The sequence below is a fragment of the Klebsiella sp. GG_Kp146 genome, assembly GCF_040061975.1.
In the GTDB taxonomy this organism is placed as follows: Bacteria; Pseudomonadota; Gammaproteobacteria; order Enterobacterales; family Enterobacteriaceae; genus Klebsiella; species Klebsiella quasipneumoniae.
This window is the reverse complement of sequence record NZ_JBEAHA010000001.1, coordinates 256847-279827: the sequence shown is the minus strand read 5'-3', so window position 1 is coordinate 279827 and position 22981 is coordinate 256847. Positions and strand designations below refer to the sequence as shown.

General features: G+C 59.0%; 22 protein-coding genes and 1 pseudogene. 12 read left to right on the top strand and 11 right to left on the bottom strand.

The genetic code is table 11. The annotated features are described in order from the left end of the window. Positions 1-25 precede the first annotated feature (25 nt). Positions 26-667 carry a bifunctional 4-hydroxy-2-oxoglutarate aldolase/2-dehydro-3-deoxy-phosphogluconate aldolase gene (locus ABLU95_RS01340; protein ID WP_002911423.1) on the top strand — a complete coding sequence of 214 codons (642 nt, stop codon included), beginning with the start codon at positions 26-28 and terminating at the stop codon, positions 665-667. Between the two features lie 56 nt (positions 668-723). Here ABLU95_RS01340 and purT read toward each other — a convergent pair whose 3' ends face one another. Further along, the gene (purT, locus tag ABLU95_RS01335; protein WP_032453377.1) at positions 724-1902 is read right to left on the bottom strand and encodes a formate-dependent phosphoribosylglycinamide formyltransferase; all 1179 of its coding nucleotides are present in this window, start codon (positions 1900-1902) and stop codon (positions 724-726) included. A gap of 135 nt (positions 1903-2037) precedes the next feature. Here purT and ABLU95_RS01330 point away from each other — a divergent pair, with 135 nt between their 5' ends. The 3 genes from ABLU95_RS01330 to ptrB all read left to right on the top strand — a co-directional run bounded on the left by ABLU95_RS01330 (position 2038) and on the right by ptrB (position 5471). Continuing rightward, a complete protein-coding gene (locus ABLU95_RS01330) occupies positions 2038-2385 on the top strand; it encodes a YebG family protein (RefSeq protein ID WP_023290240.1) in 348 nt (115 codons plus the stop codon). A gap of 245 nt (positions 2386-2630) precedes the next feature. Further along, a complete protein-coding gene (locus tag ABLU95_RS01325; RefSeq protein ID WP_243806196.1) occupies positions 2631-3290 on the top strand; it encodes a tellurite resistance TerB family protein in 660 nt (219 codons plus the stop codon). 120 nt (positions 3291-3410) lie between these two features. Next, positions 3411-5471: an oligopeptidase B gene (gene ptrB, locus ABLU95_RS01320; protein ID WP_048297811.1), complete on the top strand. Its 2061-nt coding sequence runs from the start codon at positions 3411-3413 to the stop codon at positions 5469-5471. Between the two features lie 3 nt (positions 5472-5474). Here the strand turns inward: ptrB and exoX are convergent, their stop codons facing one another. Together exoX and ABLU95_RS01310 are read right to left on the bottom strand one after the other, a co-directional pair. Further along, positions 5475-6134: an exodeoxyribonuclease X gene (gene exoX, locus ABLU95_RS01315; protein ID WP_023290237.1), complete on the bottom strand. Its 660-nt coding sequence runs from the start codon at positions 6132-6134 to the stop codon at positions 5475-5477. Positions 6135-6212: 78 nt separating this feature from the next. Further along, complete coding sequence (locus tag ABLU95_RS01310; protein ID WP_002911406.1) at positions 6213-6443, bottom strand: DNA polymerase III subunit theta; 231 nt, start codon at positions 6441-6443, stop codon at positions 6213-6215. Between the two features lie 112 nt (positions 6444-6555). Here ABLU95_RS01310 and yobA point away from each other — a divergent pair, with 112 nt between their 5' ends. Genes yobA through ABLU95_RS01295 form a run of 3 tightly spaced genes read left to right on the top strand, consistent with a single transcriptional unit; the run spans position 6556 to position 8158 of the window. Beyond that, the gene (gene yobA, locus ABLU95_RS01305; protein WP_032453372.1) at positions 6556-6930 is read left to right on the top strand and encodes a CopC domain-containing protein YobA; all 375 of its coding nucleotides are present in this window, start codon (positions 6556-6558) and stop codon (positions 6928-6930) included. A 3-nt stretch (positions 6931-6933) separates the two neighbouring features. Further along, positions 6934-7803: a copper homeostasis membrane protein CopD gene (gene copD, locus ABLU95_RS01300; protein WP_048297809.1), complete on the top strand. Its 870-nt coding sequence runs from the start codon at positions 6934-6936 to the stop codon at positions 7801-7803. Between the two features lie 16 nt (positions 7804-7819). After that, positions 7820-8158 (top strand): YebY family protein, encoded by a 339-nt coding sequence (locus ABLU95_RS01295; RefSeq protein ID WP_002911404.1) that lies wholly within the window; start codon positions 7820-7822, stop codon positions 8156-8158. Between the two features lie 638 nt (positions 8159-8796). Here the strand turns inward: ABLU95_RS01295 and ABLU95_RS01290 are convergent. Both ABLU95_RS01290 and ABLU95_RS01285 read right to left on the bottom strand, forming a co-directional pair. Beyond that, positions 8797-8940, bottom strand: coding sequence for an Ecr family regulatory small membrane protein (locus ABLU95_RS01290; RefSeq protein WP_032425946.1), 144 nt, complete (start codon positions 8938-8940; stop codon positions 8797-8799). 100 nt (positions 8941-9040) lie between these two features. Beyond that, on the bottom strand, positions 9041-10009 hold the full coding sequence (locus ABLU95_RS01285) for a VirK/YbjX family protein (protein WP_348878639.1): 969 nt from the start codon (positions 10007-10009) through the stop codon (positions 9041-9043). Positions 10010-10165: 156 nt separating this feature from the next. Here ABLU95_RS01285 and pphA point away from each other — a divergent pair, with 156 nt between their 5' ends. After that, entirely contained in the window at positions 10166-10819 is a 654-nt protein-coding gene (pphA, locus tag ABLU95_RS01280; protein ID WP_348878637.1) for a protein-serine/threonine phosphatase, read from the top strand. Here the strand turns inward: pphA and ABLU95_RS01275 are convergent. The 5 genes from ABLU95_RS01275 to yebS form a co-directional block, all read right to left on the bottom strand. Next, a complete protein-coding gene (locus ABLU95_RS01275) occupies positions 10816-11007 on the bottom strand; it encodes a YebW family protein (RefSeq protein ID WP_002911395.1) in 192 nt (63 codons plus the stop codon). The genes pphA and ABLU95_RS01275 overlap by 4 nt on opposite strands. Positions 11008-11104: 97 nt before the next feature. After that, positions 11105-11344, bottom strand: coding sequence for a YebV family protein (locus ABLU95_RS01270; RefSeq protein ID WP_002911393.1), 240 nt, complete (start codon positions 11342-11344; stop codon positions 11105-11107). A gap of 115 nt (positions 11345-11459) precedes the next feature. Continuing rightward, a complete protein-coding gene (gene rsmF, locus ABLU95_RS01265) occupies positions 11460-12890 on the bottom strand; it encodes a 16S rRNA (cytosine(1407)-C(5))-methyltransferase RsmF (protein WP_348878635.1) in 1431 nt (476 codons plus the stop codon). Positions 12891-13019: 129 nt separating this feature from the next. Continuing rightward, entirely contained in the window at positions 13020-15653 is a 2634-nt protein-coding gene (locus ABLU95_RS01260) for a PqiB family protein (protein WP_065881173.1), read from the bottom strand. Further along, entirely contained in the window at positions 15622-16905 is a 1284-nt protein-coding gene (yebS, locus tag ABLU95_RS01255) for a membrane integrity lipid transport subunit YebS (RefSeq protein ID WP_032428915.1), read from the bottom strand. Before yebS ends, ABLU95_RS01260 begins: the two co-directional genes overlap by 32 nt. Positions 16906-17037: 132 nt before the next feature. Here yebS and ABLU95_RS01250 point away from each other — a divergent pair. The 4 genes and pseudogenes from ABLU95_RS01250 to htpX all read left to right on the top strand — a co-directional run bounded on the left by ABLU95_RS01250 (position 17038) and on the right by htpX (position 21497). After that, positions 17038-17551, top strand: a pseudogene (locus ABLU95_RS01250) (GAF domain-containing protein). Positions 17552-17632: 81 nt separating this feature from the next. Next, a complete protein-coding gene (proQ, locus tag ABLU95_RS01245; RefSeq protein ID WP_023290227.1) occupies positions 17633-18310 on the top strand; it encodes an RNA chaperone ProQ in 678 nt (225 codons plus the stop codon). Positions 18311-18329: 19 nt separating this feature from the next. Then, entirely contained in the window at positions 18330-20378 is a 2049-nt protein-coding gene (prc, locus tag ABLU95_RS01240) for a carboxy terminal-processing peptidase (protein ID WP_032453364.1), read from the top strand. 234 nt (positions 20379-20612) lie between these two features. Then, on the top strand, positions 20613-21497 hold the full coding sequence (gene htpX / locus ABLU95_RS01235) for a protease HtpX (protein ID WP_023290225.1): 885 nt from the start codon (positions 20613-20615) through the stop codon (positions 21495-21497). 68 nt (positions 21498-21565) lie between these two features. On the opposite strand, the gene ABLU95_RS01230 is transcribed toward htpX, so the two are convergent. After that, the gene (locus ABLU95_RS01230; protein ID WP_241516504.1) at positions 21566-22936 is read right to left on the bottom strand and encodes an MFS transporter; all 1371 of its coding nucleotides are present in this window, start codon (positions 22934-22936) and stop codon (positions 21566-21568) included. Between the last annotated feature and the right edge of the window lie 45 nt (positions 22937-22981).

Here is a 22981-nt window from a genome sequence, read left to right as displayed (position 1 = left end):
CTAGATCTGGCGAGAGAAAATCCTGATGAAAAACTGGAAAACAACAGCAGAAGCAATCCTCACCTCCGGTCCGGTTGTCCCGGTTATCGTAGTGAAAAAGCTGGAACACGCGGTACCGATGGCGAAAGCGCTGGTCGCGGGCGGCGTGCGCGTCCTGGAAGTGACTCTGCGCACCGAGTGCGCCCTGGAGGCGATCCGCGCGATTGCTAAAGAAGTGCCGGACGCGATTGTTGGCGCGGGCACGGTTACCAACGTCGAGCAGCTGAAAGCGGTAACAGAAGCCGGCGCGCAGTTCGCTATCAGCCCGGGGCTGACCGAATCTCTGCTGAAAGCGGCGACCGAAGACGGCACTATTCCGCTGATCCCGGGGATCAGCACCGTCTCCGAGCTGATGCTGGGCATGCAGTACGGTCTGAAAGAGTTTAAATTCTTCCCTGCGGAAGCCAACGGCGGCGTGAAAGCGCTGCAGGCGATTGCTGGTCCGTTCGGTCACATTCGTTTCTGCCCGACCGGCGGTATCTCCCCGGCCAACTACCGTGATTACCTGGCGCTGAACAGCGTGCTGTGCATCGGTGGATCCTGGCTGGTGCCGGCCGACGCCCTGGAAGCTGGCGACTACGATCGCATCACCACCCTGGCGCGTGAAGCGGTAGAAGGCGCGAAGTAAACCGCGCCTCAAGGTCAACAACCCGGTCAGCGGCAACGCGACCGGGTTTTTTGTTTTTACCCTTCGACGATAACCGCCGCGGCGGCGGTTTTAGCCCGCGCTACGGCCTCTTCCACTGAATCGGCGACGGCGAGGGTCACCCCCAGACGACGGGTGCCGTCAATCTCCGGCTTGCCGAACAGACGCAGCTGCAGGCCCGCTCCGACGGCCGACTGCAGCTGGCCGAAGCTGACGTTCTGGCTGGTCAGCTGCGGAAGGATCACCGCGGAAGCGGCTGGGCCATACTGGCGGATGGCGCCGACGGGCAGCCCAAGAAAGGCGCGAACGTGCAGGGCGAATTCCGAGAGATCCTGCGAAATAAGCGTCACCATTCCGGTGTCGTGCGGGCGCGGGGAGACTTCGCTGAAGATCACCTCGTCGCCGCAAACGAACAGCTCCACGCCGAACAGGCCATGCCCCCCCAGCGCCAGCACCACCTTACGGGCGATATCCTGAGCGCGCTCAAGGGCCAGGTCGCTCATCTGCTGCGGCTGCCAGGATTCACGATAATCGCCATCTTCCTGACGATGGCCGACCGGGGCGCAGAAATGCACGCCATCGACGGCGCTGACGGTGAGCAGGGTGATTTCAAAGTCGAAATTCACCACCCCTTCGACGATCACCCGCCCGGCGCCGGCGCGGCCGCCCTGCTGGGCGTAGCGCCAGGCTTCGCTGAGCTGGTCAGCCGAGCGGATAAAGCTCTGGCCCTTACCGGAAGAGCTCATCACCGGTTTGACGATGCACGGCAAGCCGATCTCCGCGACCGCCGCGCGGAAGGCGTCTTCACTGTCGGCGAAACGGTAGCTGGAGGTGGGGAGCTGCAGCTCTTCCGCCGCCAGACGGCGAATGCCTTCGCGGTTCATGGTGAGCTTCGCTGCCCGCGCCGTGGGGACCACTTTCTGCCCGGCCTGCTCCAGTTCGACCAGGGTATCGGTGGCGATAGCTTCGATCTCCGGCACGATGTAATCAGGTTTTTCCTGTTCGATCAGCGCGCGCAGGCTCTCGCCGTGCAGCATATTGATGACGTGGGCGCGGTGGGCGACCTGCATCGCCGGGGCATCGGGGTAGCGGTCGACGGCGATAGTTTCAATGCCCAGACGCTGACATTCAATGGCGACTTCTTTACCCAGCTCGCCGGAGCCTAACAGCATAACTTTGGTGGCTGCCGGGCGCAGCGCGGTGCCTAATACAGTCATAACTCTCTTCCGCAGTAAAAAAAGATGCGGTCGATTATAAACGAAAACGTTTGCGTCTGTCTTTACGCGCGTGAGTTGAGTCCGGAAGGGAAATTTGCTATACTGTATAAAAATACAGTATTGAGAGGCTGCAGCATGGCGGTTGAAATTAAATATGTGGTGATCCGCGAAGGTGAGGAAAAAATGTCTTTTGCCAGCAAAAAAGAGGCCGACGCTTACGACAAAATGCTCGATCTGGCAGAGGTGCTGAATGACTGGCTGGTCGCATCGCCGCTGGAAATGGACGATGCCCAGCGCGATACCATGGCGATGTGGCTGGCGGAGCGTAAAGAGGCGCTGCAGCATATCCTGCGCGCCGGCAAACTGCCGGAGCAGGATGCGACTGCGCACGATGCGCCCGCGCCGTCAACGGACGCAGAGGCTACCCCGGCGGAAGATGCCGCCGCGCCGGCTGCCAAAACGCGGAAAGCCAAAGCGGCCTGATGGCTGGCGGGTTGGCGGGTTGGCGGGTTGGCGGGCTGGCGGGCTGGCGGGCTGGCGGGCTGGCGGGCTGGCGGGTTGGCGGGTTGGCGGGTCGGTCGGTCGGTCGGTCGGTCGGCTGGTCGGCTGGTCGGCTGAACCCGGTACCGCCGCCGCGCGCACCTTTGCGCATCTTTAGCCATATCTAACATTTCCTGACATCGCGTCGTTTAGGCTGATAACAGTGTTTGTCACCTGAGAGGAAAACCATGGCTAACTGGCTAAATCAACTGCAGTCGCTGCTCGGACAGCAGGGCGCGTCGCCGTCCGGCGAATCGTCAAAAGGGAGCGCCCTACTGCCCGGCGCCATCGGCGGGCTGGCAGGGCTGTTGGTGGCCAGCAAATCGTCACGCAAGCTGCTGGCGAAATATGGCACCAGCGCGCTGCTGGCTGGCGGTGGGGCAGTGGCGGGTACCGTGCTGTGGAACAAGTATCAGCAGAAAATGCGCGCTCAGAACACGCCCGCCCCGACACCAGAGAAGGCTGCGGCGCCGGCGGATGTCGATCCGCGCAGCGTGCGGCTGATCACCGCCCTGGTGTTTGCCGCCAAAAGCGATGGGCATATCGACGATCACGAGCGGGCGAGGATTGAAGCCCAGCTTCGGGAGGCCAATATTGACGTTCAAGCCCGGGTGCTGATTGACCAGGCGCTGGCTCAGCCGCTGGATCCGCAGCGTCTGGCCGAGGGCATCGTTGACCCGCAGGAGGCGCTGGAGATCTACTACGTCAGCTGCGCGGTGATCGATATCGACCACTTTATGGAGCGCAGCTATCTCAACGCCCTGGGTGAGGCCCTGGCGTTGCCAAAAGATGTCCGGGCCGACATCGAACAGGATATCCAGTCACAAAAACAGGCGCTAAGCGTTTAAATTATCACGTTTCGCTTGCATCGCCCGCGTCTTTTGCCACCCTTATAGACACGTCATCATTCAGGCGCCACCCTGCGGCCTGAATGCTCTTGTGTCACGAAAAAGCAGCAGAAGAATAACATGCCACCTAAAGCCAAACGGATCCCTCACGCCATGACCTTGCATGGCGATACACGCATCGATAACTATTACTGGCTGCGCGACGATGAGCGCGCGCGGCCTGATGTGCTGGAATATCTGCATGCGGAAAACGCCTACGGCAAGCAAGTGATGGATTCGCAGCTCAGCCTGCAGGAGCGTCTGCTGAAAGAGATTATCGACCGCATTCCGCAGCGGGAAGTCTCGGCCCCCTACAGCAAAAACGGCTTTCGCTATCGTCAGGTGTACGAGCCGGGCTGCGAATACGCTATCTACCAGCGCCAGTCGGTGCTGAAAGAGGAGTGGGACGAGTGGGAGATCCTGCTTGATGCCAACCAGCGGGCGGCGAAAAGCGAGTTTTACACCCTGGGCGGGCTGGGCATTGCGCCCAACAACCAGCTGATGGCGGTGGCGGAAGATTATCTCTCCCGCCGCCAGTACGGGCTGCGCTTTTGCGACCTCAGCAACGGCGAGTGGTATCCGGAGACCCTGGAAAATGTCACCTCCGGCTTTGCCTGGAGCAACGATTCACGCTTTGTGTGGTATGTGCGTAAACATCCCACCACGCTGCTTCCTTATCAGGTCTGGCGCCACACCGTCGGGACGCCGGCGCAGAGCGACGCGCTGGTCTATGAGGAAAAAGATGAGACCTTCTACGTCAGCGTGCATAAAACCACATCCCAGCAGTTCGTGGTGATCTATCTCTCCAGCGCCACCACCAGCGAAGTGCTGCTGCTCAACGCCGAATTGCCAGACGCCGAGCCGGTCTGCTTCCTGCCGCGGCGTAAAGATCATGAATATAGCCTCGATCACTATCAGCACGCTTTTTATCTGCGATCCAACCGGGAGGGGAAGAATTTTGGCCTCTACCGTACCGTGCTGCGCGATGAAGAGCAGTGGACCACGCTGATCCCGCCGCGTCACGACGTGATGCTCGAAGGATTTACCCTGTTTACCGACTGGCTGGTCGTCGAGGAGCGTCAGCGCGGCCTGACCAGTTTGCGGCAGATTAACCGCAGGACCCGGGAGGTGGTAGGGATCGCCTTTGACGATCCGGCCTATGTCACCTGGCTTGCCTATAACCCGGAGCCTGAAACGTCGCGCCTGCGCTACGGCTACTCCTCGATGACCACGCCCGACACCCTGTTTGAGCTGGATATGGATACCGGCGAACGACGGGTGATCAAGCAGCAGGAGGTGAAGGGGCTGGACACCCGCTGCTATCAGAGCGAGCACCTGTGGGTAACCGCCCGCGATGGCGTCGAAGTCCCGGTCTCGCTGGTCTATCATCGCGACCATTTTCGTAAAGGGAGCAATCCGCTGCTGGTCTATGGCTATGGCTCGTATGGCGACAGTATCGATGCCGATTTCAGCGCCAGCCGGCTGAGCCTGCTCAACCGGGGCTTTGTCTACGCTATCGCCCACGTCCGCGGCGGCGGCGAGCTGGGCCAGCAGTGGTATGAGGACGGTAAATTCCTGTGTAAGAAAAATACCTTCAACGACTATCTTGACGTCTGCGACGCGCTGCTGGCCCAGGGGTACGGCGACCCGCGGCTCTGCTATGGCATGGGCGGCAGCGCCGGCGGAATGCTGATGGGAGTGGCCGTTAACGAGCGCCCTGAGCTGTTCCACGGCGTAATAGCTCAGGTGCCGTTCGTCGACGTGGTGACCACCATGCTGGATGAGACCATTCCGCTGACGACCGGCGAATTTGAAGAGTGGGGAAACCCGCAGGATGAAACCTATTACCACTACATGAAAAGCTACAGCCCCTACGACGGCGTGAAGGCGCAGGCGTATCCGCATATGCTGGTGACCACCGGGCTGCACGATTCCCAGGTGCAATACTGGGAGCCGGCGAAGTGGGTGGCGAAACTGCGTGAACTGAAAACCGACGATAACCTGCTGCTGCTCTGCACCGATATGGACTCCGGCCATGGCGGAAAATCCGGGCGCTTTAAAAGCTATGAGGGAGTGGCGCTGGAGTACGCCTTTTTCATCGCCCTGGCGCAGGGGACACTGCCGGGGAAAGCGGCAGTGTAGGGGCTATTCCCCGAGGTAATGCTTAAGCGTGAGGCGCAGCTCGGGGCTCATGCGGTCGAGATTGTTGAATAACCAGCGCAGATAGCCTGGATCGTTTTCAGCAATCTCGGCGACGGCTTTACCGCGGTATTTGCCGAAGGTGAAGGTGGTGAGCAGCGCCGGCCGACCGGTGATATCGGCCATTTCGTCAGGCGTCCAGCCGGAAACGTTGATGATATCCAGCAGCAGCGCAGCGGTGATATAGCAGTCATACAGCGCCCGGTGGTGATGCAGCCCCGGCGGCGTGGCCACGTTCAGCTTACGTGATTTATAGAGCCCCATATTGCTGTATTTGATCCCCGGCCACAGCCGGCGGGCCAGCTTCATGGTGCAGATCCACTCGCCATGCATCTCCGGTAACACCCGACGATCGAAGCTGGCGTTATGCGCGACATACCACGGGCTGCCATGATAGTGCGGAATAATCTCCTCAATCCATGGCTTATCGGCGACCATCTCTTCGGTAATCCGGTGGATAGCCATCGCCTGCGGGCTGATGGGGCGGTCAGGACGCACCAGATGACTCATGGGATTGGTGATCTGCCCGTCGACAATGTCGACCGAGGCGACTTCAACGATGCCCCCCTGCAGTCCGCAGGTTTCGGTATCAATGACGCGCAGCATGGCTCGCTCCAGAGCAAAACAATAAGCGTAAAGCAATTGGCTGGGCTTGCCAACCGACGGCGAGGGGGGAAGTAGGCATTATTTCTGTTTCGGCTCCCAGGGCAGGCGGGACAGCGAGACGGAGGCCAGCCGATGGGCGATCAGTCGTTCGCGGAACCAGTCGCGCAGATGGGCGGGCTGTTCACGCTCGACCAAATCAGCGACCACCGGCATATTATACCGCTCTTTAAAGGCGACGCCGGCGGCGGCGAGATCGACGTTGACTTTATCCATCTCATCTTGCGAAATTTTGGCCAGATTTCTTTCCATCATACACTCCACTCTGCTTGTAAACCCGGTCAGGGCCTGACGCCCGGCTCGACTCTGCCATTATACAGGGTTATTCTCTGTGCTACAGACATAACAAAAGGGAATGACGAATATGCGACTTCTTGCTGGACGCGCGATGCGCCTCTCCGTTGCGTTTGCCGGGCTATTAACCGCGACGGGCGCGCTCGCCCACGCTCACCTGCAGCAGCAGATCCCCGCCGCCGGTGCGCAGCTGGCGGCTTCTCCGCAGACGCTGACGCTCAGTTTCTCCGAAGGCATTGAACCCGCGTTCAGCGGGGTGTCCGTCACCGGTCCGCAGCAGCATGCGGTGGCCACCGGCAAACTGACCCGCAGCGCCGACAACCCCACCCAGGTCACCGTGCCTGTGGCGGAAACCCTGCGGCCGGGAGAATACACTGTGGCATGGCATGTGGTCTCAGTGGATGGCCATAAAACCAAAGGGCAATACACCTTTAGCGTGAAGTAAGCGATGCTGACCGGGCTCTATATTACCCTGCGTTTTGGGCATTTTATCGCCCTGATGCTGGCTTTTGGCTGCGTGCTGTATGGCGCCTGGTGGGCGCCGGTGCCGCTGCGACGCGTACTGATGCTGCGCTTCTATCCGCTGTTGCGCCCGCTGCTGCTGATCGGCGCGCTCTCTACCCTGGCGCTGTATCTGCTGCAGGGGGGGATGATGGGCGAGGGCTGGGCGGATGTCTGGCAACCCGCCGTCTGGCAGGCGGTGGCGGGTACCCGCTTCGGCGGGGTGTGGATCTGGCAGATCCTGCTGGCGTGGATCGCCCTCGCCGTGGTGTGGATCCGTCCCCGCCACGGCGCTCGCCAGCTGGTGGCCCTGCTGGCGGCCCAGCTGCTGCTTTCCGCTGGGGTAGGGCATGCCGCCATGCATGATGGTTTACTCGGCGCCCTGCAGCGGACTAATCATGCTGTCCACCTCTTCTGCGTTGCCAGCTGGTTCGGCGGCCTGTTGCCCTTTATCTATTGCCTGCGCCTGGCGCAGGGGCGCTGGCGGCAGGCCGCGGTCTATACCATGGCGCGCTTTTCACGCTACGGGCATCTGGCCGTCGCCGGCACCCTTGCCAGCGGGGCGATCAATGCGCTGTTGATCCAGGGAGGATTGATTGGCGCATCGCCCTGGGGACGCCTGCTGTTGATCAAATGTGCGCTGGTGGCCGGGATGGTGGTAATTGCGTTAGTGAACAGGTATGTTCTGGTACCGCGCATGTCGGCAAGCGGTTCGCGGGCGGAAAGCCTGATCCTGCGAACCACGCAGGCCGAGATAGGGCTGGGCGCGCTGGCGCTGCTGGCCGTCAGCCTGTTTGCCACCTGGGAACCTTATTGAATTAACTGGCAAAATCATGAAAAAAATTGTTCTGACCATGTTGTTACTGGCAAGCTCCGGCGCTGCTCTGGCGGCGCCGCAAATTATCACCGTGAGCCGCTTTGAGGTAGGAAAGGAGAGCTGGGCGTTCAACCGTGAAGAGGTGATGTTGACCTGTCGTCCGGGCAATGCCCTCTACGCTATCAACCCGAGCACCCTGGTCCAGTATCCGCTCAATGAGGTGGCTGAGCAGCAGGTCAAAGCCGGCAAAACCACTGCCCAGCCGATCTCGGTGATCCAGATCGACGATCCGCAGCACCCTGGGCAAAAAATGAGCCTCGCGCCGTTTATCGAGCGCGCGCAGAAGCTCTGCTAGATTTTCGCGCTATCTCGCTGTAATGACATAAAAAAACCGCCCTTGCCGGACAACGGCAGTGGCGGTTTTTTCGCTAACAGCGCCCTCTTTTCCAGGAATTATTCGGCCACATTGGCCGCAGACTGGAAAAGCTGACGCGTTAAACTATTCTTATAGTGCAAGGCGACTTAGCCTGCATTAATGCCAACTTTTAGCGCACGGCTCTCTCCCAAGAGCCATTTCCCTGGACCGAATACAGGAATCGTATTCGGTCTCTTTTTATCTTAATCTGTCTGCTTTCGCGATGACCAGCGACATCCTGTCAGTCAATCACCAGGCTGGTCTCTGGATGTCCCGTTATAGCACACCGTTTTTAGCATACACAATTCATTTACACACAAATTGTATCCTGCGGAAGAACGATATGAGGAAGGCGGAACCGTAAGCGAGGGGAGAGGAAAAGAAAAAACCTGCACCTAAACAGGCCCGGCGTGCAGGTTAACTGGCGGGCCAACATCGGAAGTCTGCTAGTATACCTATTTGTATGATAAATAGAATAAACAAAACCTTATTGATTTGGCAATTCATGCGATTAGTCGTCCGCGCCCCACTAGGTGGCGGGAAATAATATTCAGAGGTGTAGTTTCGGGCAAACAGTATTATTCCGGAACGCTAAAGGTGGGAAATATCTGACTCTCCAGATAGCAGAGTAAAAGCCAAATTTCATCGCTGAAAATAAACCATATGCTGCCCAGCAGCACGACCGCCAGAATAATCAGCAGAAAAATTTCGGTTTTACTCATCATGCTAACGACTATCCAATGGCCTGCGGGACCATGATAGTAGCGAAATAAGAACATAATAAGCAAACGCCGCGTAACGGGGCGTCGCTGGTCGCGAAATTTACATGCCCGGCAGCGGCTGCGTCAATATTGCCACCTGCTCCGCCAGCTGATCCAGCAGCTGGAATCGACGCCGGTATTCGGCCCGTTTTTTACTGGCGATGCTCTCCAGCGGTTTTCTTTCCAGACGCAGCGGTAGCTGCCAGCGCCAGAGGCTTTCCGGCTTGCCGTCGATGGATTGCCAGAACTCGTCATAGCTGGCGTGGAAATGGCGCCCCTTGCTCAGGCGATAGCGCAGGGCGCGGAACACATGGCCGTTATCGCTGACGCCGTAAATCGCCGCGATATGGCTGCGAGCGGCCAGCAGCCAGATAAACTCCAGCAGCAGGCGCTTCGGGAACAGACCGTAGCAGGCGCGGGTCGCCTGCTTGATCACCTCATGAGAAACGTGGCGTCGCGGTCCCTGTAAACCGCCGATGACCAGCTGCCAGGCGTCGCCATCCCGGGTCACGCTGAAGGTCGCGCTGGCCAGCAGGGTATGGTCGCTGTCGCGCAGCCATAGGGTGGTTTCACCCTCACGCTCGGCCTTCCCGGCCGAAGAGGCCGAGAGGGTAAACTGGCGTTCATCTTTTCCATTGAGCGTCAGCAACGGGACCTCGCACACCGCGGTCATGGCATGCGCCAGCCGCGACCCGCGCAGGGTATCGACATAGCGATAATGGCTTATGACCGCCATCGCCCGCTGCCAGGCGTTGAGATCGCGCGTCAGATATTGACGGTGCACTTTCCCCGGCAGCGTCGCCTGCGCCGTCAGCAGCTGGTTAAAATCGTCACGAGCGCTCAGCGCCTCCAGCATCGCTTTGGTAGGGCTATAAAATAACGCCGTGCGCAGTAGAAACTTAAAGCGGTAATTTTTCTGCCGCCAGATAGGTGCGGGTGTTAATCTGCCCATCACCAGATCGGCAATGAGATGCGAGCGCGGCGTAAGCACGCTGGATGAATGCAGGCTATTGTCTGTCACGATAAACACCTCGTTGTTATTTCCTGCTATTTTAAAGCGAGGCACTGATAAGCTTAATGCTCTGGCCGACTATATTTGCCGTTTGTTTAAAATCGATTGAGGTGTAAATAAAAAACAGCGGCTGTAAGCTGGAATTACCTATAATTACGGCAGAGAGGTAATTATATGTATCAGCGTATTAATGGCAGCGACTGGCGTAATATCTGGCTGATGGGCGATCTGCATGGCTGCTTTGCGCTGCTGATGGAGCGCCTGCGCCGGCTGCGCTTTGATCCCTGGGCCGATCTGCTGATCTCGGTTGGCGATCTGATCGATCGCGGGCCGCAAAGCGCTGACTGTCTCGGCCTGTTGCGCAGCCGCTGGTTCAGGGCCGTGCGCGGGAATCATGAGCAGATGGCGCTGGAGGCGCTGGAGAGCGGAGATATGACGCTCTGGCAGATGAACGGCGGCGACTGGTACGCCCGGAGCAACGTGCGGCAGCGGGCTGACGTCGATCGGCTGCTGGCGCGCTGTCAGCGGCTGCCGTTGATTATTGAAGTGGAGTGCGCAAAGGCGCGGCATGTGATCGCCCATGCCGATTATCCGGCGCCGATCTATCGCTGGCAGCAGCCGGTGGATCCCCAGCGGGTCCTGTGGAGCCGCCATCGTCTGAGTGAACATCTGGCAGGGCGTCATGGCGCTATCGCCGGGGCTGACCATTTCTGGTTTGGCCATACGCCGCTTCGCGCGCGTTGTGACTACGACAATCAACACTATATTGACACCGGCGCCGTGTTCGGCGGCACGCTGACCCTGGTGGCGCTGCAGTCGGCAGGCTAAAAGTCACTGTATTCGCTGGCGGGTTGCCAGAAGCCGTCAATAAAATCTTCTATCGGGTAGCAGCCGCCGTGGCGGATCCGCTGATCTTCCATCGCCACCAGGCACTGCGTTTCCTCGCGGTAGACGTCAACCACAATGTCCTCGCAGCCGCCATCCAGATAGCAAATAAACAACACTAAGGCAAACATCCTGGCCTCATGTCCGGGGGCACATACTATTTAGTGTAGGGGATGACGGCGGGACGGGGAAATAAATAACCCGTCTCAGGCGACGGGTTCATTGGTGTCAGGCAAGGCGCATGACCCAGGCATCGGACTGGCGGTCGTAATGTTTACGGTAGAGGACGGAATGTTCACCATTGAGAATCGCGGGAACGCTGGTATCGGCATCCCAGGCGTCAAGCTGCATACATAAATCTGGATCGGATTTGCAGGGAATGCTTAACGTTCGCTCACCCTGATGTTCACCATGCAGTTCGGCATCGTCTATCTCAAACGCGCCGATGCGGACATTGGTTTTACTCATCGCTTCACCCCATTTTTCAGCTGAGTTGTGGTACGACCAGTTGCGGCCGTCATTTTTCAGCGTAGTCAATGGGGGGAAAACCGCCAGTCAAAAAGTGCGTATTTTTTGCGCGGTGTCACACCTTGCCGGCAAAAAGTTTCCCATCGCGTACCAGCTCGCGCGGATAACTGTTCTTCAGACGGGAGCCGACGCGCTTGGCCAGGCCCAGCGGCACGCCCTGGAAGGTCACAATGGCTTCGTCCTGCGCTGGCGGGGTTTGCGGATAGACGTCGCGTCCGCGATACCACGCCTCCGCCTCCTCCAGCGTCAGCTCGAAGGCGCGCTGCGGCGCGGCAAAGGCGATAACCGCCTCATGCTGCCAGCGATAACCCTTATTGTGCAGCTCCGCCAGGCGCACGCCAATGCGCGAAAACCGCACCCGACCAAACAGAGGCTCCATAGACTGCGGAAACAGCCACAGCTCTTTATCTCGTTGCCACAGCGAGTGGCTCGCGTCCCATTCCAGGCCGACAGCGCGGGCGGCGGCGGTCGCCGCGGCGGCTTCCCGGCCCTTCAGCGGCACAAACGGGAACTTGCCGACCTTATAGCCCGGCGCCGGGAGCGGATCGATCGCCGCAGTCTTGCGCAGGCGAGCGACAAAGAAGCCTTCACAATCGTAGATCTGCGGGAAGACATGCAGAAATCCCTCCGCGGTTAAGGCATCGGCCGCGCCGGGAAACAGCGCTCCCAGCGGCTGGATCTCTACCGCCTGCGGGTAACGGGACAGCAGCCAGTGTATGACTGACTGATTTTCTTCGCGGTTCAGGGTGCAGGTCGAATAGACCAGCGTCCCGCCAGGGCGCAGGGCATGGAAAGCGCTGTCGATAAGTTCGCGCTGGGTGGCGGCGATGTCGAGGTTGCTCTCCGGCGACCAGTTTTTCAGCGCGTCGGCATCTTTGCGTACCACCCCTTCGCCGGAGCAGGGGGCATCAAGCAGAATGGCGTCGAAGGCTTCGGGCAATGCCGCGCCGAACACCCGGCCGTCGAAATGGGTCAGGCCGACGTTGCTGATGCCGCAGCGGCTGATGTTGGCATGCAGCACTTTCACCCGGCTGGCGGAGAACTCATTCGCCAGGATGCCGCCCGCATTGCCCATCCGGGCGGCGATCTGGGTGGTTTTCGACCCCGGGGCGGCGGCAACGTCCATGACCCGTTCAGGCTGCGGGTTGTCGGCGAACAGGGCGGCGACCGGCAGCATTGAGCTTGCTTCCTGAATATAGAACAGCCCGCTGAGGTGTTCGGCGGTGCTGCCCAGCGGCAGCGCATCGTCGTCCCGCTCGATCCAGAATCCCTCCTCACACCAGGGGACCGGCGTCAGCTGCCAGCCATAGGGAGCGACCAGAGAGAGGAAATCATCGACGCTAATTTTCAGCGTATTGACGCGAATACTACGGCGTAGCGGGCGCTGACAGGCGGCGATAAAGTCGTCGAAAGAGAGGTGCGCCGGCATTGCCGCGCGCATTTGAGCGAGAAACGCTTCAGGGAAATAGACAGTATTTTCGGCCACGGGCAGCGCACCACAGAAAAAAAGGGTGCGCAGTTTAGCACAAACGCCCCGGTGCAGGACACCGGGGCGTGCGGTTTGTCGTCTGCCCGCCGCCGGCGTTTGCCGGGGCGGGAGAAGGGGAGGTAAGGATTACTGCGGCAGGGCGGTGCCCCACTCCCGCCACTCTTTCGGCTCGCTCTCCAGCAGCAGGAAGTGCTTGCCGTCCTGGGCCTTCGGCGCCAGCGGCGTACCCGGCGGCGTGGCAAAGGCGATCCCGCCGCGGATAAACTGATTGAAGGTCCCGGTTTTCACCACGCCGCCAACCAGGCCGAAGTCGAGGCTGTAACCTGAGGCCAGCCAGAACACCGAGTTATTGCGCACCAGGTACTGGTAGCGCTTGCTGATGCGCATCTTAACCATGACCCGGTCAGACATCGATCCCAGCGACAGACCGGTCACCGTCCCGACTTCCAGACCGCGGAACAGCACCGGCGTACCGATGCCAAGCGATCCGGCCTCCGGCGCTTCCACCACGATATTCAGACCGTCGATATAGCGCGAGTCGCTGATCGTCGTATCCTGGATCTCAAAGTCGCGACGCGCCGGGCCGCGTCCGGGCTCAACGTTAATATAGGACTGGAACAGGGTGTCGAGATGCTCCACGCCTGCCGCGGAGATCTGCGGGGTGATCACCGAGAAGCGAGTCCCGGCGCGGGCAAACGTGCCGACGTATTCCGGGTAAAGCACGGCTTTCGCCTGCACCTCGTTTTTGGCGGTGATCAGCTCCAGGGACTGGATCTGACCGATATCAATGCCGAGATAGCGAATCGGCATCCCGGCCGCCATCTTCCCGGCGTCGAACGCGTGCAGGGTGATCTGGCCGCCCACGGCGCGCGCCGCCGTTTCAGAAGCGTAAAGGATGCGTTTATTATTCAGCCGCGCGTTGGCGCTGCTGCCGTTGAGGTTATCGAAACTGATCGCTCCTTTAATGGCGCGGGCCAGCGGCGAAGCCTGAACGGTGAGCCCGTTGCCGTCAAGTTTGACCTTCGCACCTCCTTCCGCCCAGAAGACGCTGTTGTTGGTCAGCAGGTAGCGGTACTCCGGCTTGATATGCAGATCGATATCGAAAGCGTCTTTGCGCGGTTTGACGGCGATGATCTCGCCGACGGCGAATTTACGATACAGCACCACCGAGCCAGCCTGAACGTCAGGCAGCGTCTCAGCGGAGAGGCTCAGGGTGGTGGTCGGCACTTCGCTCAGGCTGTTTTCCTGCGCCTTTTCGAGGTTGGCATACAGCGGATAGCTGCTCTGCATTTCGCCTTTTTCACCCGGGATCACCCGGATCCCGCCGTTCACCCATTCGCTGGCGCTGGCGCCCAGCACCTGCACGCCATCGAGCCCCACTTTGACGTCCAGACGACTGTTCACCACAAACTTGCTGTCGCCGCGAATCAGATCGCGGTATTCCGGGGCAATCGCCACCTGGAAGGTCACCCCTTTGGCCGTCAGCTTGCGCTCCAGCACCTGGCCGACTTTCACCCCGTGCAGCACCAGCGGCTGGCCGCCGTCGATCCCGTAGCTCTCCGGCGCCGAAAGGGTGACGGTGGCGACATTGGGCTCCTCCAGCAGCGCTTTATCCGCTGGCATGACGGAGAAGTGATTACGCGGTTCGCCTTCGCCGGGCACCAGCTCAAAGGTATTGCCGGTGAGCAGGGCGCTGACGCTGGGGTTATCAAGGGAGATCTTCGGCTTCTTCATCTGAATCAGCGTTTTCTCCCGCAGCAGGGTCACCACGCTCGGGTCGACGGTCATCTCGCCCGTGACTTTGCCGCCAGGGTTAAGATTCAGTTTGCTTAACTGGCCCACTTCCAGCCCCTGATACATCAGCGGCGTCGAGCCCGCTTTCAGGCCGTCGCCGTCCGGCAGGTCGAGGGTCACCACCACCCCGCGCTGGCTGTGCGCCAGGTCTTCGTACAGATGATAGTCATCGTTTTGCGAGGCGGCCTGCGAATCGGCAGGGGAGTCAAAGGCGATGGCGCCGTTCACCAGCGCGGAAAGGTTCTCCAGCTGCACTTTGGCCCCGCTCAGGCCGACGTCGGCTTTGATCCCGGAGACGTTCCAGAAACGGCTGCCTTTTTTCACCAGGTTGGTAAACCGGCGCTCGATCAGCACATCAATGGTGACCCCCTGGTTATTGTCATTCAGCGTGAAGTCATACACCCGCCCGACCGGGATCTTACGGAAGTAGACCAGCGAGCCGCTGCTCAGAGAGCCAAGGTCGGGCGCCTGCAGGTGGATCATCAGCTCGCCGTTGTTGATGCGGTATTTTGGCTGGGTGTCGAGGGCGACGAAGTGATCTTCGGGTTCGCCCTTGCCCGGCATCATGCCGATGTAGTTCCCGCCCACCAGGGCATCCAGTCCTGACACGCCGGCCAGAGAGGCTTTCGGCGTGACCAGCCAGAACTGCGTATCTTTGCGCAGCGCCTCTTTCATATCGCGTTTGATACTGGCGGAAACTTCAATTTTACTCAGGTCTTTACTGAGACTAATGTCCTGGACGGTACCGACTTCCACCCCCTGATAGCGGATAGGCGTCCGCCCCGGCACGATGCCGTTAGCAGACTGGAAATCGATAGTAATCGTCGATCCACGGTCGTCAAAGCTGGTCCAGATGAGCCAGGCGGCAATCAGCAGCGCGATGACCGGCAGCAGCCAGAATGGCGAGATACGACGTTTGGTTTTTATTCTGGCTTCAGTCTGCGAAGCGGGCGTTTCCTGACTCATGTGCGTCCCAAAGTAAGCGGCTGTCCAGCCATTCAACTGCAAGAATAGTTAAAATTACCGCGCCACCGAAGTAAACCGCGGCTGGCCCCATCGTAAAGGCGAGGAGCTGATCGCGATTGATTAGCGACATGGTGAGTGAGATAACAAACAGATCCAGCATCGACCAGCGGCCAATCCAGGTTATCAGCCGCAGCAGCAGGATGCGGGTGCGCAGCCCCTGCTCGCATTTGAATTGTATGCTGAGCAGCAGGGTAAATAACACTATAACTTTGGTGAATGGCACCAAAATACTGGCGATAAACACCACGCCGGCGATGGCGATATTGCTGCTGGCGAGGGAGATGATCCCGGAGAGGATGGTGTCTTCCTGGCGCGCGCCGTTAACGTAAATGATGGAGATCGGCAGCAGGTTGGCCGGTAAGAGCAAAATCAGCGAGGCAATCAGCGCCGCCCAGCTGCGCTGCAGGCTCTGCGGTCGGCGATGGTGCAGCGGCGTGTGGCAGCGCCGGCAGCGGCCGCGGGCGTCGCGGTAGCCGGTGTAGTGGCAGCCGGTGCAAACCTGCAGATTGTTATCGGCGCGGGTCGCCGGCCGTTCGGGATAGAATCGCTCCCACAGCTCTTCGACGTTCATATGGATAAGCGTCAGGATGCTCAGGAGCGTCAGGGAGATAAATGCCACGAGGCCGATGCCGGGCTGCAGAAAGGCGTAATCCTGCACCTTGATGGAGGCGACGCCGATGCCCACCAGATAGATATCCAGCATGACCCACTCCTTGAGCTTACCGAGCATTAGCAACACCGGACGCAGGTTCATCCCCAGTACGTTGCCCAGCCACAGATAGCTAATCGAAACCACCAGCAGCACCGGGGCGACCACCGCGCAAAACAGCACCATCGCGGCGGTAAGCGGGTCGCCCTGCGCGGTCATCTGCCAAATTCCATGCAGAACGTTGGCGTCAATGCGAACCCCCAGCAGGTGAAGGCGCAGCAGGGGTTCGGACCAGGCAAAGGGCATTAACAGCAGCATCGCCAGGGCCATGCTGCCCAGACGGGTCAACGACCAGTCGCGACCATCGCGCACCTTCGCGTTACAGCGCGGACACCAGGCGCTTTGGTTGCGTTTAAGCACCGGTAAGCGAAAGAGCATGTCACACTGCGTACAGCGCTGATAATGCGCATAGGGAAGCGGTGTGCTCACGGCATGCACGACCATCTTATTCGCAGGCTTAAGGGTGGATGTTTTTATCGGCATTTAATACGTACAGGAATGAATGTATCCCACTATCTTAACCTATGAATGAATTCATCTTGAGCCCAAGCGCATTTAATGCTTATTTTAGTAGGCTGTACGTATCAGGCAGTAAGACAACCAAGTGAAGATATAATGAGCAAAACAGAATTTTACGCGGATTTGAACCGCGATTTCCAGGCATTAATGGCAGGTGAAACCAGTTTCCTGGCGATGATCGCCAATACCAGCGCGCTGCTGTTTGAACGACTGGGCGAGGTCAACTGGGCCGGTTTCTATCTTCTGGAAGGCGATACCCTGGTGCTGGGGCCGTTCCAGGGCAAACTGGCCTGCGTGCGGATCCCGGTCGGGCGCGGCGTATGCGGCGCGGCGGTGGCGCAAGCCCAGGTGCAGCGCGTCGAGGACGTCCACGCGTTTGACGGCCACATCGCCTGCGATGCCGCCAGTAATTCGGAAATTGTCTTCCCCCTGCGCGTGAACGACCAGATTATCGGCGTGCTGGATATCGACAGTCCGGCTTACGGCCGCTTCACTGCTGAAGATGAGCAGGGGTTGCGCACGCTGGTCGAGCATCTGGAAAAACTCATCGCGGCCACTGATTATCAAAAAATCTTTACCCGTGTCGTGGGATAATCAACGGATAACGTAGCATTTAGCGAGGACGTCATTATAATGTCGCCTGTTCATGCCTGCGGCTTGTTGGCTACGTCCGTTGTAATCAGGAAATTTCATGGAAAATCAACCTAAGTTGAATAGCAGTAAAGAAGTTATCGCCTTTCTGGCCGAACGTTTCCCTCAGTGCTTCAGCGCAGAAGGCGAAGCGCGCCCCCTGAAAATCGGAATTTTTCAGGATCTCGTTGAGCGAGTGGGTGGTGAGATGAATCTCAGCAAAACCCAGCTTCGCGCTGCATTACGTCTCTATACCTCGAGCTGGCGCTATCTCTACGGCGTAAAAGCCGGCGCTATCCGCGTTGACCTGGACGGCAACCCGTGCGGCGAACTGGAAGAGCAGCACATTGCCCATGCGCGTCAGCAGCTGGAAGAAGCGAAAGCTCGCGTTCAGGCGCAGCGCGCTGCCCAGCAGGCGAAAAAACGCGAAGCCGCTGCCGCTGCAGGCCAGCCGGATGAAGGCGTTCGCCGCGAGCGTAAACCGCGTCCTCAGCAGCCGCGTCGTAAAGAGGGTGCTGAACAGCGTAAACCGCGTCCTGTTGCAGCCAAAGCTCCGCGTGAAGAGCGTCTTACTCCGGTATCGGATGTTTCCGTTCTGACCGTCGGCCAGGCGCTGAAGGTAAAAGCAGGCAATAACGCAATGGACGCCACCGTTGTGGAAATCACCAAAGATGGCGTTCGTGTACAGCTGACTTCTGGTATGTCAATGATTGTACGCGCAGAACACCTGGTGTTCTGAAACGGAGGCCGGGCCAGGCATGAACACATTTTTTAAAATCACCGCGCTTGCGGGCCTGCTGGCAATAGCAGGCCATGCGTTCGCTGTTGATGAAATAACCCGTGCAGATCAAATCCCCGTGCTGAAAGAAGAGCCGCAGCACGCGACGGTGAGCGAGCGCGTGACATCGCGCTTTACCCGCTCTCACTACCGTCAGTTCGATCTCGACAACGCCTTCTCGGCAAAGATTTTTGACCGTTATCTGAACCTGCTGGATTACAGCCATAATGTGCTGCTGGCCAGCGATGTGGCGAAGTTCGCGGCGAAAAAAGACCAAATCGGCGACGAACTGCGCACCGGGAAACTGGACGTCTTCTATGACCTCTACAACCTGGCGCAGCAGCGCCGCTTCGAGCGCTATCAGTATGCGCTGAAGGTGCTGGAACGTCCGATGGACTTTACCGGCAACGATAATTTCAACCTTGACCGCTCCAAAGCGCCGTGGCCGAAAGACGAGGCCGAGCTGAACAAACTGTGGGACGCCAAGGTGAAATTTGACCAGTTAAGCCTGAAGCTGGCGGGGAAAGACGATAAAGAGATCCGCGACACCTTAACCCGTCGCTATAAGTTCGCTATCCGTCGTCTGGCGCAAACCAACAGCGAAGATGTCTTCTCGCTGGCGATGACCGCCTTCGCCCGCGAAATCGACCCGCACACCAACTATCTGTCGCCGCGCAATACCGAGCAGTTCAACACCGAGATGAGTCTCTCACTCGAAGGGATCGGCGCTGTGCTGCAGATGGATGATGACTACACGGTCATTAATTCGCTGGTGGCGGGTGGTCCGGCTGCGAAGAGCAAAGCGATCAGCGTCGGCGACCGCATTGTCGGCGTCGGCCAGACCGGTAAGTCGATGGTCGATGTCATTGGTTGGCGTCTGGATGACGTCGTGGCGCTGATTAAAGGGCCGAAGGGCAGTAAGGTTCGCCTTGAGATCCTGCCGGCCGGCAAAGGGGCCAAGACACGTATCGTCACCCTTACCCGCGAACGTATCCGTCTGGAAGACCGCGCGGTGAAGATGTCGGTGAAAACCGTTGGTAAAGAAAAAGTCGGCGTGCTGGATATCCCGGGCTTTTACGTCGGCCTGACCGATGACGTGAAAGTGCAGCTGCAGAAGCTGGAAAAACAGAACGTCAGCAGCGTGGTTATCGATCTGCGCAGCAACGGCGGCGGGGCGCTGACCGAAGCGGTATCGCTCTCGGGGCTGTTTATTCCGTCCGGCCCGGTGGTGCAGGTGCGGGATAACAATGGCAAGGTGCGCGAAGACAGCGATAACGATGGCGTAGTCTATTACAAAGGGCCGCTGGTGGTGCTGGTTGACCGCTTTAGCGCCTCAGCGTCTGAGATCTTTGCCGCCGCAATGCAGGATTATGGCCGCGCGCTGATCGTTGGCGAGCCGACCTTCGGTAAAGGTACCGTACAGCAGTATCGCTCGTTGAATCGTATCTACGATCAGATGCTGCGTCCGGACTGGCCGGCGTTAGGTTCCGTTCAGTACACCATCCAGAAGTTCTACCGCATTAACGGCGGCAGTACTCAGCGCAAAGGCGTAACGCCGGATATCATGATGCCAACCGGAAATGAAGATCGCGAAACCGGCGAGCAGTATGAAGACAACGCGCTGCCGTGGGATAGCATCAACGCGGCCACCTACGTGAAGTCCGGGGATCTCGCCCCGTTTGGACCGGAACTGCTCAAGCGCCATGACGAGCGTATTGCCCAGGATCCTGAGTTCCAGTACATCATGAAGGATATTGCCCGTTATAACGCGATGAAGGACAAGCGTAACATCGTCTCTCTGAACTACGCGCAGCGTGAAAAAGAGAACGAAGAGGATGATGCGATTCGTCTGGCGCGGATTAACGATCGCCTGAAACGCGAAGGCAAACCGCCGCTGAAAAAACTGGACGATCTGCCGAAGGATTACCAGGAGCCGGATCCGTATCTTGATGAAACGGTCCATATCGCGGTAGACCTGGCGCATCTCGAAAAAGCGCGCCCGGCGGTGGAACCGCCGGCCAGCCAATAAGTCGCCAACGGGCACCCTGAGAGGTGCCCGTTTTTTTTTGCGCCTGGTCATCGCCATTCAGCTCATCTAACAAAATGTCAACCTGCTCTGCCGCTGTCAGCAAGATGCTACAAAATGTAAAGTTGTGTTTTTATCGTGACTTAGCGGGGGCTGATGGTTGAAAATTGCAGCCTGACCCATACGATGTGGGTAATCGCATAGTGCGTTTTGTTAAATTGAGGTAAAAAGAAAATTATGATGCGAATCGCGCTTTTCCTGCTGACGAACCTGGCAGTGATGGTCGTGTTCGGGCTGGTGTTAAGCCTCACGGGGATCCAATCCAGCAGCATGACCGGTCTGTTGATTATGGCCCTGCTGTTCGGCTTCGGTGGTTCTATCGTTTCGCTGATGATGTCGAAATGGATGGCGCTGAAGTCTGTGGGTGGGGAAGTGATCGAGCAGCCGCGCAACGAAACGGAACGCTGGCTGATGAACACCGTTGCACAGCAGGCGCAGCAGGCGGGCATTGCCATGCCGCAGGTGGCTATCTATCACGCCCCTGACATCAACGCCTTCGCTACCGGCGCGCGTCGCGACGCCTCGCTGGTCGCCGTCAGTACCGGGCTGTTGCAAAACATGAGCCGTGATGAAGCGGAAGCGGTCATCGCCCATGAAATCAGCCACATCGCCAATGGCGATATGGTCACCATGACGCTGATCCAGGGGGTGGTAAACACCTTCGTTATCTTTATCTCCCGCGTTATCGCGCAGATTGCGGCCGGCTTCCTCGGCGGCAACCGGGAAGATGAAGGCGAGAGCAGCAATGGCAACCCGCTGATCTACTTCGCCGTCGCCACGGTGCTGGAGCTGGTGTTCGGTATTCTGGCCAGCATTATCACCATGTGGTTCTCTCGTCATCGCGAGTTCCATGCTGATGCCGGCTCAGCGCGCCTGGTGGGCCGCGAGAAGATGATTGCCGCCCTGCAGCGTCTGAAAACCAGCTATGAGCCGCAGGAAGCCAGCAGCATGATGGCGTTCTGCATTAATGGTAAAGCGAAATCCATGAGCGAGCTGTTTATGACCCACCCGCCGCTGGACAAGCGTATTGAAGCCCTGCGTAGCGGTGAATATCTGAAATAGTCCGTCATCTGACGCTGAAAATAAAAATCCGCAGCCCGAAGGCTGCGGATTTTTTTTGTCCTTCATCGTCAGGCTGCGCGCGGCTGGGTGACGCGCAGACCGCTAATCAGCGCAGCGACGGTCGCCAGGATGCCGGCCAGCAGCAGGGCGGTGTGGGTGCCGCTGTTGCCGAGCAGGTTGAACAGCAGGGCCACCAGCGCGGCGCCGGTGCTCTGGCCGAGCAGGCGAGCGGTGCCCAGCATGCCGCTGGCGCCGCCGCTGCGATGGCTCGGTGCTGAGGCGACAATGGTGTGGTTGTTGGGCGACTGGAACAGCCCGAAGCCGGCGCCGCACAGCGCCATACGCCAGATAATATCCAGATCGGTGGGCGACGCCGGAAGCAGCGCCAGACCGAACAGGCCGCAGGCCATAACCAGCAGCCCAATGGCCCCCAGCAGCCCCGCATGGCATTTCTCGATTAAATAACCGGCCAGCGGCGCCATCACCATCGTCGCCAGCGGCCACGGCGTCAGCAGCAGGCCGGTTTCCACTTCGCTGCGCCCCATCATCGTCTGCAGGAAGAAAGGCAGAGAGACCATCGCCAGCATCTGTGCACAGAAGGAGCAGATGGAGGTGCAGATTGAGAGGGAGAAGAGCGGGATGCGCAGCAGATCGACCGGCAGCAGCGGGACGGGCATCGTGAGCTGACGGCGAACGAAGAAAAAGCCTACCACCAGCATAGCGGCGACCTCCGCCAGCACCAGCTGCGTGGACTGGCCCTGGGCGAAACCGCTCAGGGCGGTGATCAACAGCCCGAAGGTCAGCGCGTTCATGATGGCGCTCGGCAAATCGAAGCGGACGATTTTGCTGCGCGCGCTGTTGGGCGGCAGAAAGCGCATGGCCAGGACAAAGGCGGCGATGCCGAGAGGCACGTTAATTAAAAACAGCCATTGCCATGAGGCGAGGGAGAGGATGGCGGCGGCGATCGTCGGGCCTGCCGCCGAAGAGACGGCGACGACAAAGGAGTTGATACCCATGCCGCGACCGAGAAAGCGCTGTGGATAAATCAGGCGGATCAACGCCGTGTTTACGCTCATCAGCGCGGCGCCGCCCAGTCCCTGGGCGACGCGGGCGAAGGTCAGCATTTCGAGGCTGCGCGACAGGGCGCAGGCCAGCGAGGTAAAGATAAATACCACCAGGCCTATCTTATAGATACGGCGATAGCCGACCATGTCGCCGAGGAAAGAGAGCGGCAGCAGGGCGATAACAATGGCGATTTGGTAGGCGTTAACGATCCAGATTGAAGCCGCCGGCGAGGCGTTAAGATCGCTGGCGATGGTTGGCAGCGCAACGTTAGCGATAGCCCCGTCGAGCACGGCCATGGTCAGCCCAAGCACAATGGTCAGAATGGCGCCATAGCGTTGCGGCAGCGGCACGCCATCGGATGAATTTTTATCCATGGTGAATATAAGTCTTGAATGAAACGGTTTTTTGAATGATGAGTT

What these genes read in the sequence shown, in the direction of transcription:
- prc (WP_032453364.1), top strand. Translation starts at nt 18,330, where the DNA reads ATGAACACATTTTTTAAAATCACCGCGCTTGCGGGCCTGCTGGCAATA.
- htpX (WP_023290225.1), top strand. Translation starts at nt 20,613, where the DNA reads ATGATGCGAATCGCGCTTTTCCTGCTGACGAACCTGGCAGTGATGGTC.
- copD (WP_048297809.1), top strand. Translation starts at nt 6,934, where the DNA reads ATGCTGACCGGGCTCTATATTACCCTGCGTTTTGGGCATTTTATCGCC.
- pphA (WP_348878637.1), top strand. Translation starts at nt 10,166, where the DNA reads ATGTATCAGCGTATTAATGGCAGCGACTGGCGTAATATCTGGCTGATG.
- proQ (WP_023290227.1), top strand. Translation starts at nt 17,633, where the DNA reads ATGGAAAATCAACCTAAGTTGAATAGCAGTAAAGAAGTTATCGCCTTT.
- ABLU95_RS01275 (WP_002911395.1), bottom strand. Translation starts at nt 11,007, where the DNA reads ATGTTTGCCTTAGTGTTGTTTATTTGCTATCTGGATGGCGGCTGCGAG.
- yebS (WP_032428915.1), bottom strand. Translation starts at nt 16,905, where the DNA reads ATGCCGATAAAAACATCCACCCTTAAGCCTGCGAATAAGATGGTCGTG.
- ABLU95_RS01290 (WP_032425946.1), bottom strand. Translation starts at nt 8,940, where the DNA reads ATGAGTAAAACCGAAATTTTTCTGCTGATTATTCTGGCGGTCGTGCTG.
- ABLU95_RS01310 (WP_002911406.1), bottom strand. Translation starts at nt 6,443, where the DNA reads ATGGAAAGAAATCTGGCCAAAATTTCGCAAGATGAGATGGATAAAGTC.
- ptrB (WP_048297811.1), top strand. Translation starts at nt 3,411, where the DNA reads ATGCCACCTAAAGCCAAACGGATCCCTCACGCCATGACCTTGCATGGC.
- ABLU95_RS01260 (WP_065881173.1), bottom strand. Translation starts at nt 15,653, where the DNA reads ATGAGTCAGGAAACGCCCGCTTCGCAGACTGAAGCCAGAATAAAAACC.
- ABLU95_RS01330 (WP_023290240.1), top strand. Translation starts at nt 2,038, where the DNA reads ATGGCGGTTGAAATTAAATATGTGGTGATCCGCGAAGGTGAGGAAAAA.
- ABLU95_RS01325 (WP_243806196.1), top strand. Translation starts at nt 2,631, where the DNA reads ATGGCTAACTGGCTAAATCAACTGCAGTCGCTGCTCGGACAGCAGGGC.
- ABLU95_RS01270 (WP_002911393.1), bottom strand. Translation starts at nt 11,344, where the DNA reads ATGAGTAAAACCAATGTCCGCATCGGCGCGTTTGAGATAGACGATGCC.
- ABLU95_RS01230 (WP_241516504.1), bottom strand. Translation starts at nt 22,936, where the DNA reads ATGGATAAAAATTCATCCGATGGCGTGCCGCTGCCGCAACGCTATGGC.
- purT (WP_032453377.1), bottom strand. Translation starts at nt 1,902, where the DNA reads ATGACTGTATTAGGCACCGCGCTGCGCCCGGCAGCCACCAAAGTTATG.
- ABLU95_RS01340 (WP_002911423.1), top strand. Translation starts at nt 26, where the DNA reads ATGAAAAACTGGAAAACAACAGCAGAAGCAATCCTCACCTCCGGTCCG.
- ABLU95_RS01295 (WP_002911404.1), top strand. Translation starts at nt 7,820, where the DNA reads ATGAAAAAAATTGTTCTGACCATGTTGTTACTGGCAAGCTCCGGCGCT.
- yobA (WP_032453372.1), top strand. Translation starts at nt 6,556, where the DNA reads ATGCGACTTCTTGCTGGACGCGCGATGCGCCTCTCCGTTGCGTTTGCC.
- exoX (WP_023290237.1), bottom strand. Translation starts at nt 6,134, where the DNA reads ATGCTGCGCGTCATTGATACCGAAACCTGCGGACTGCAGGGGGGCATC.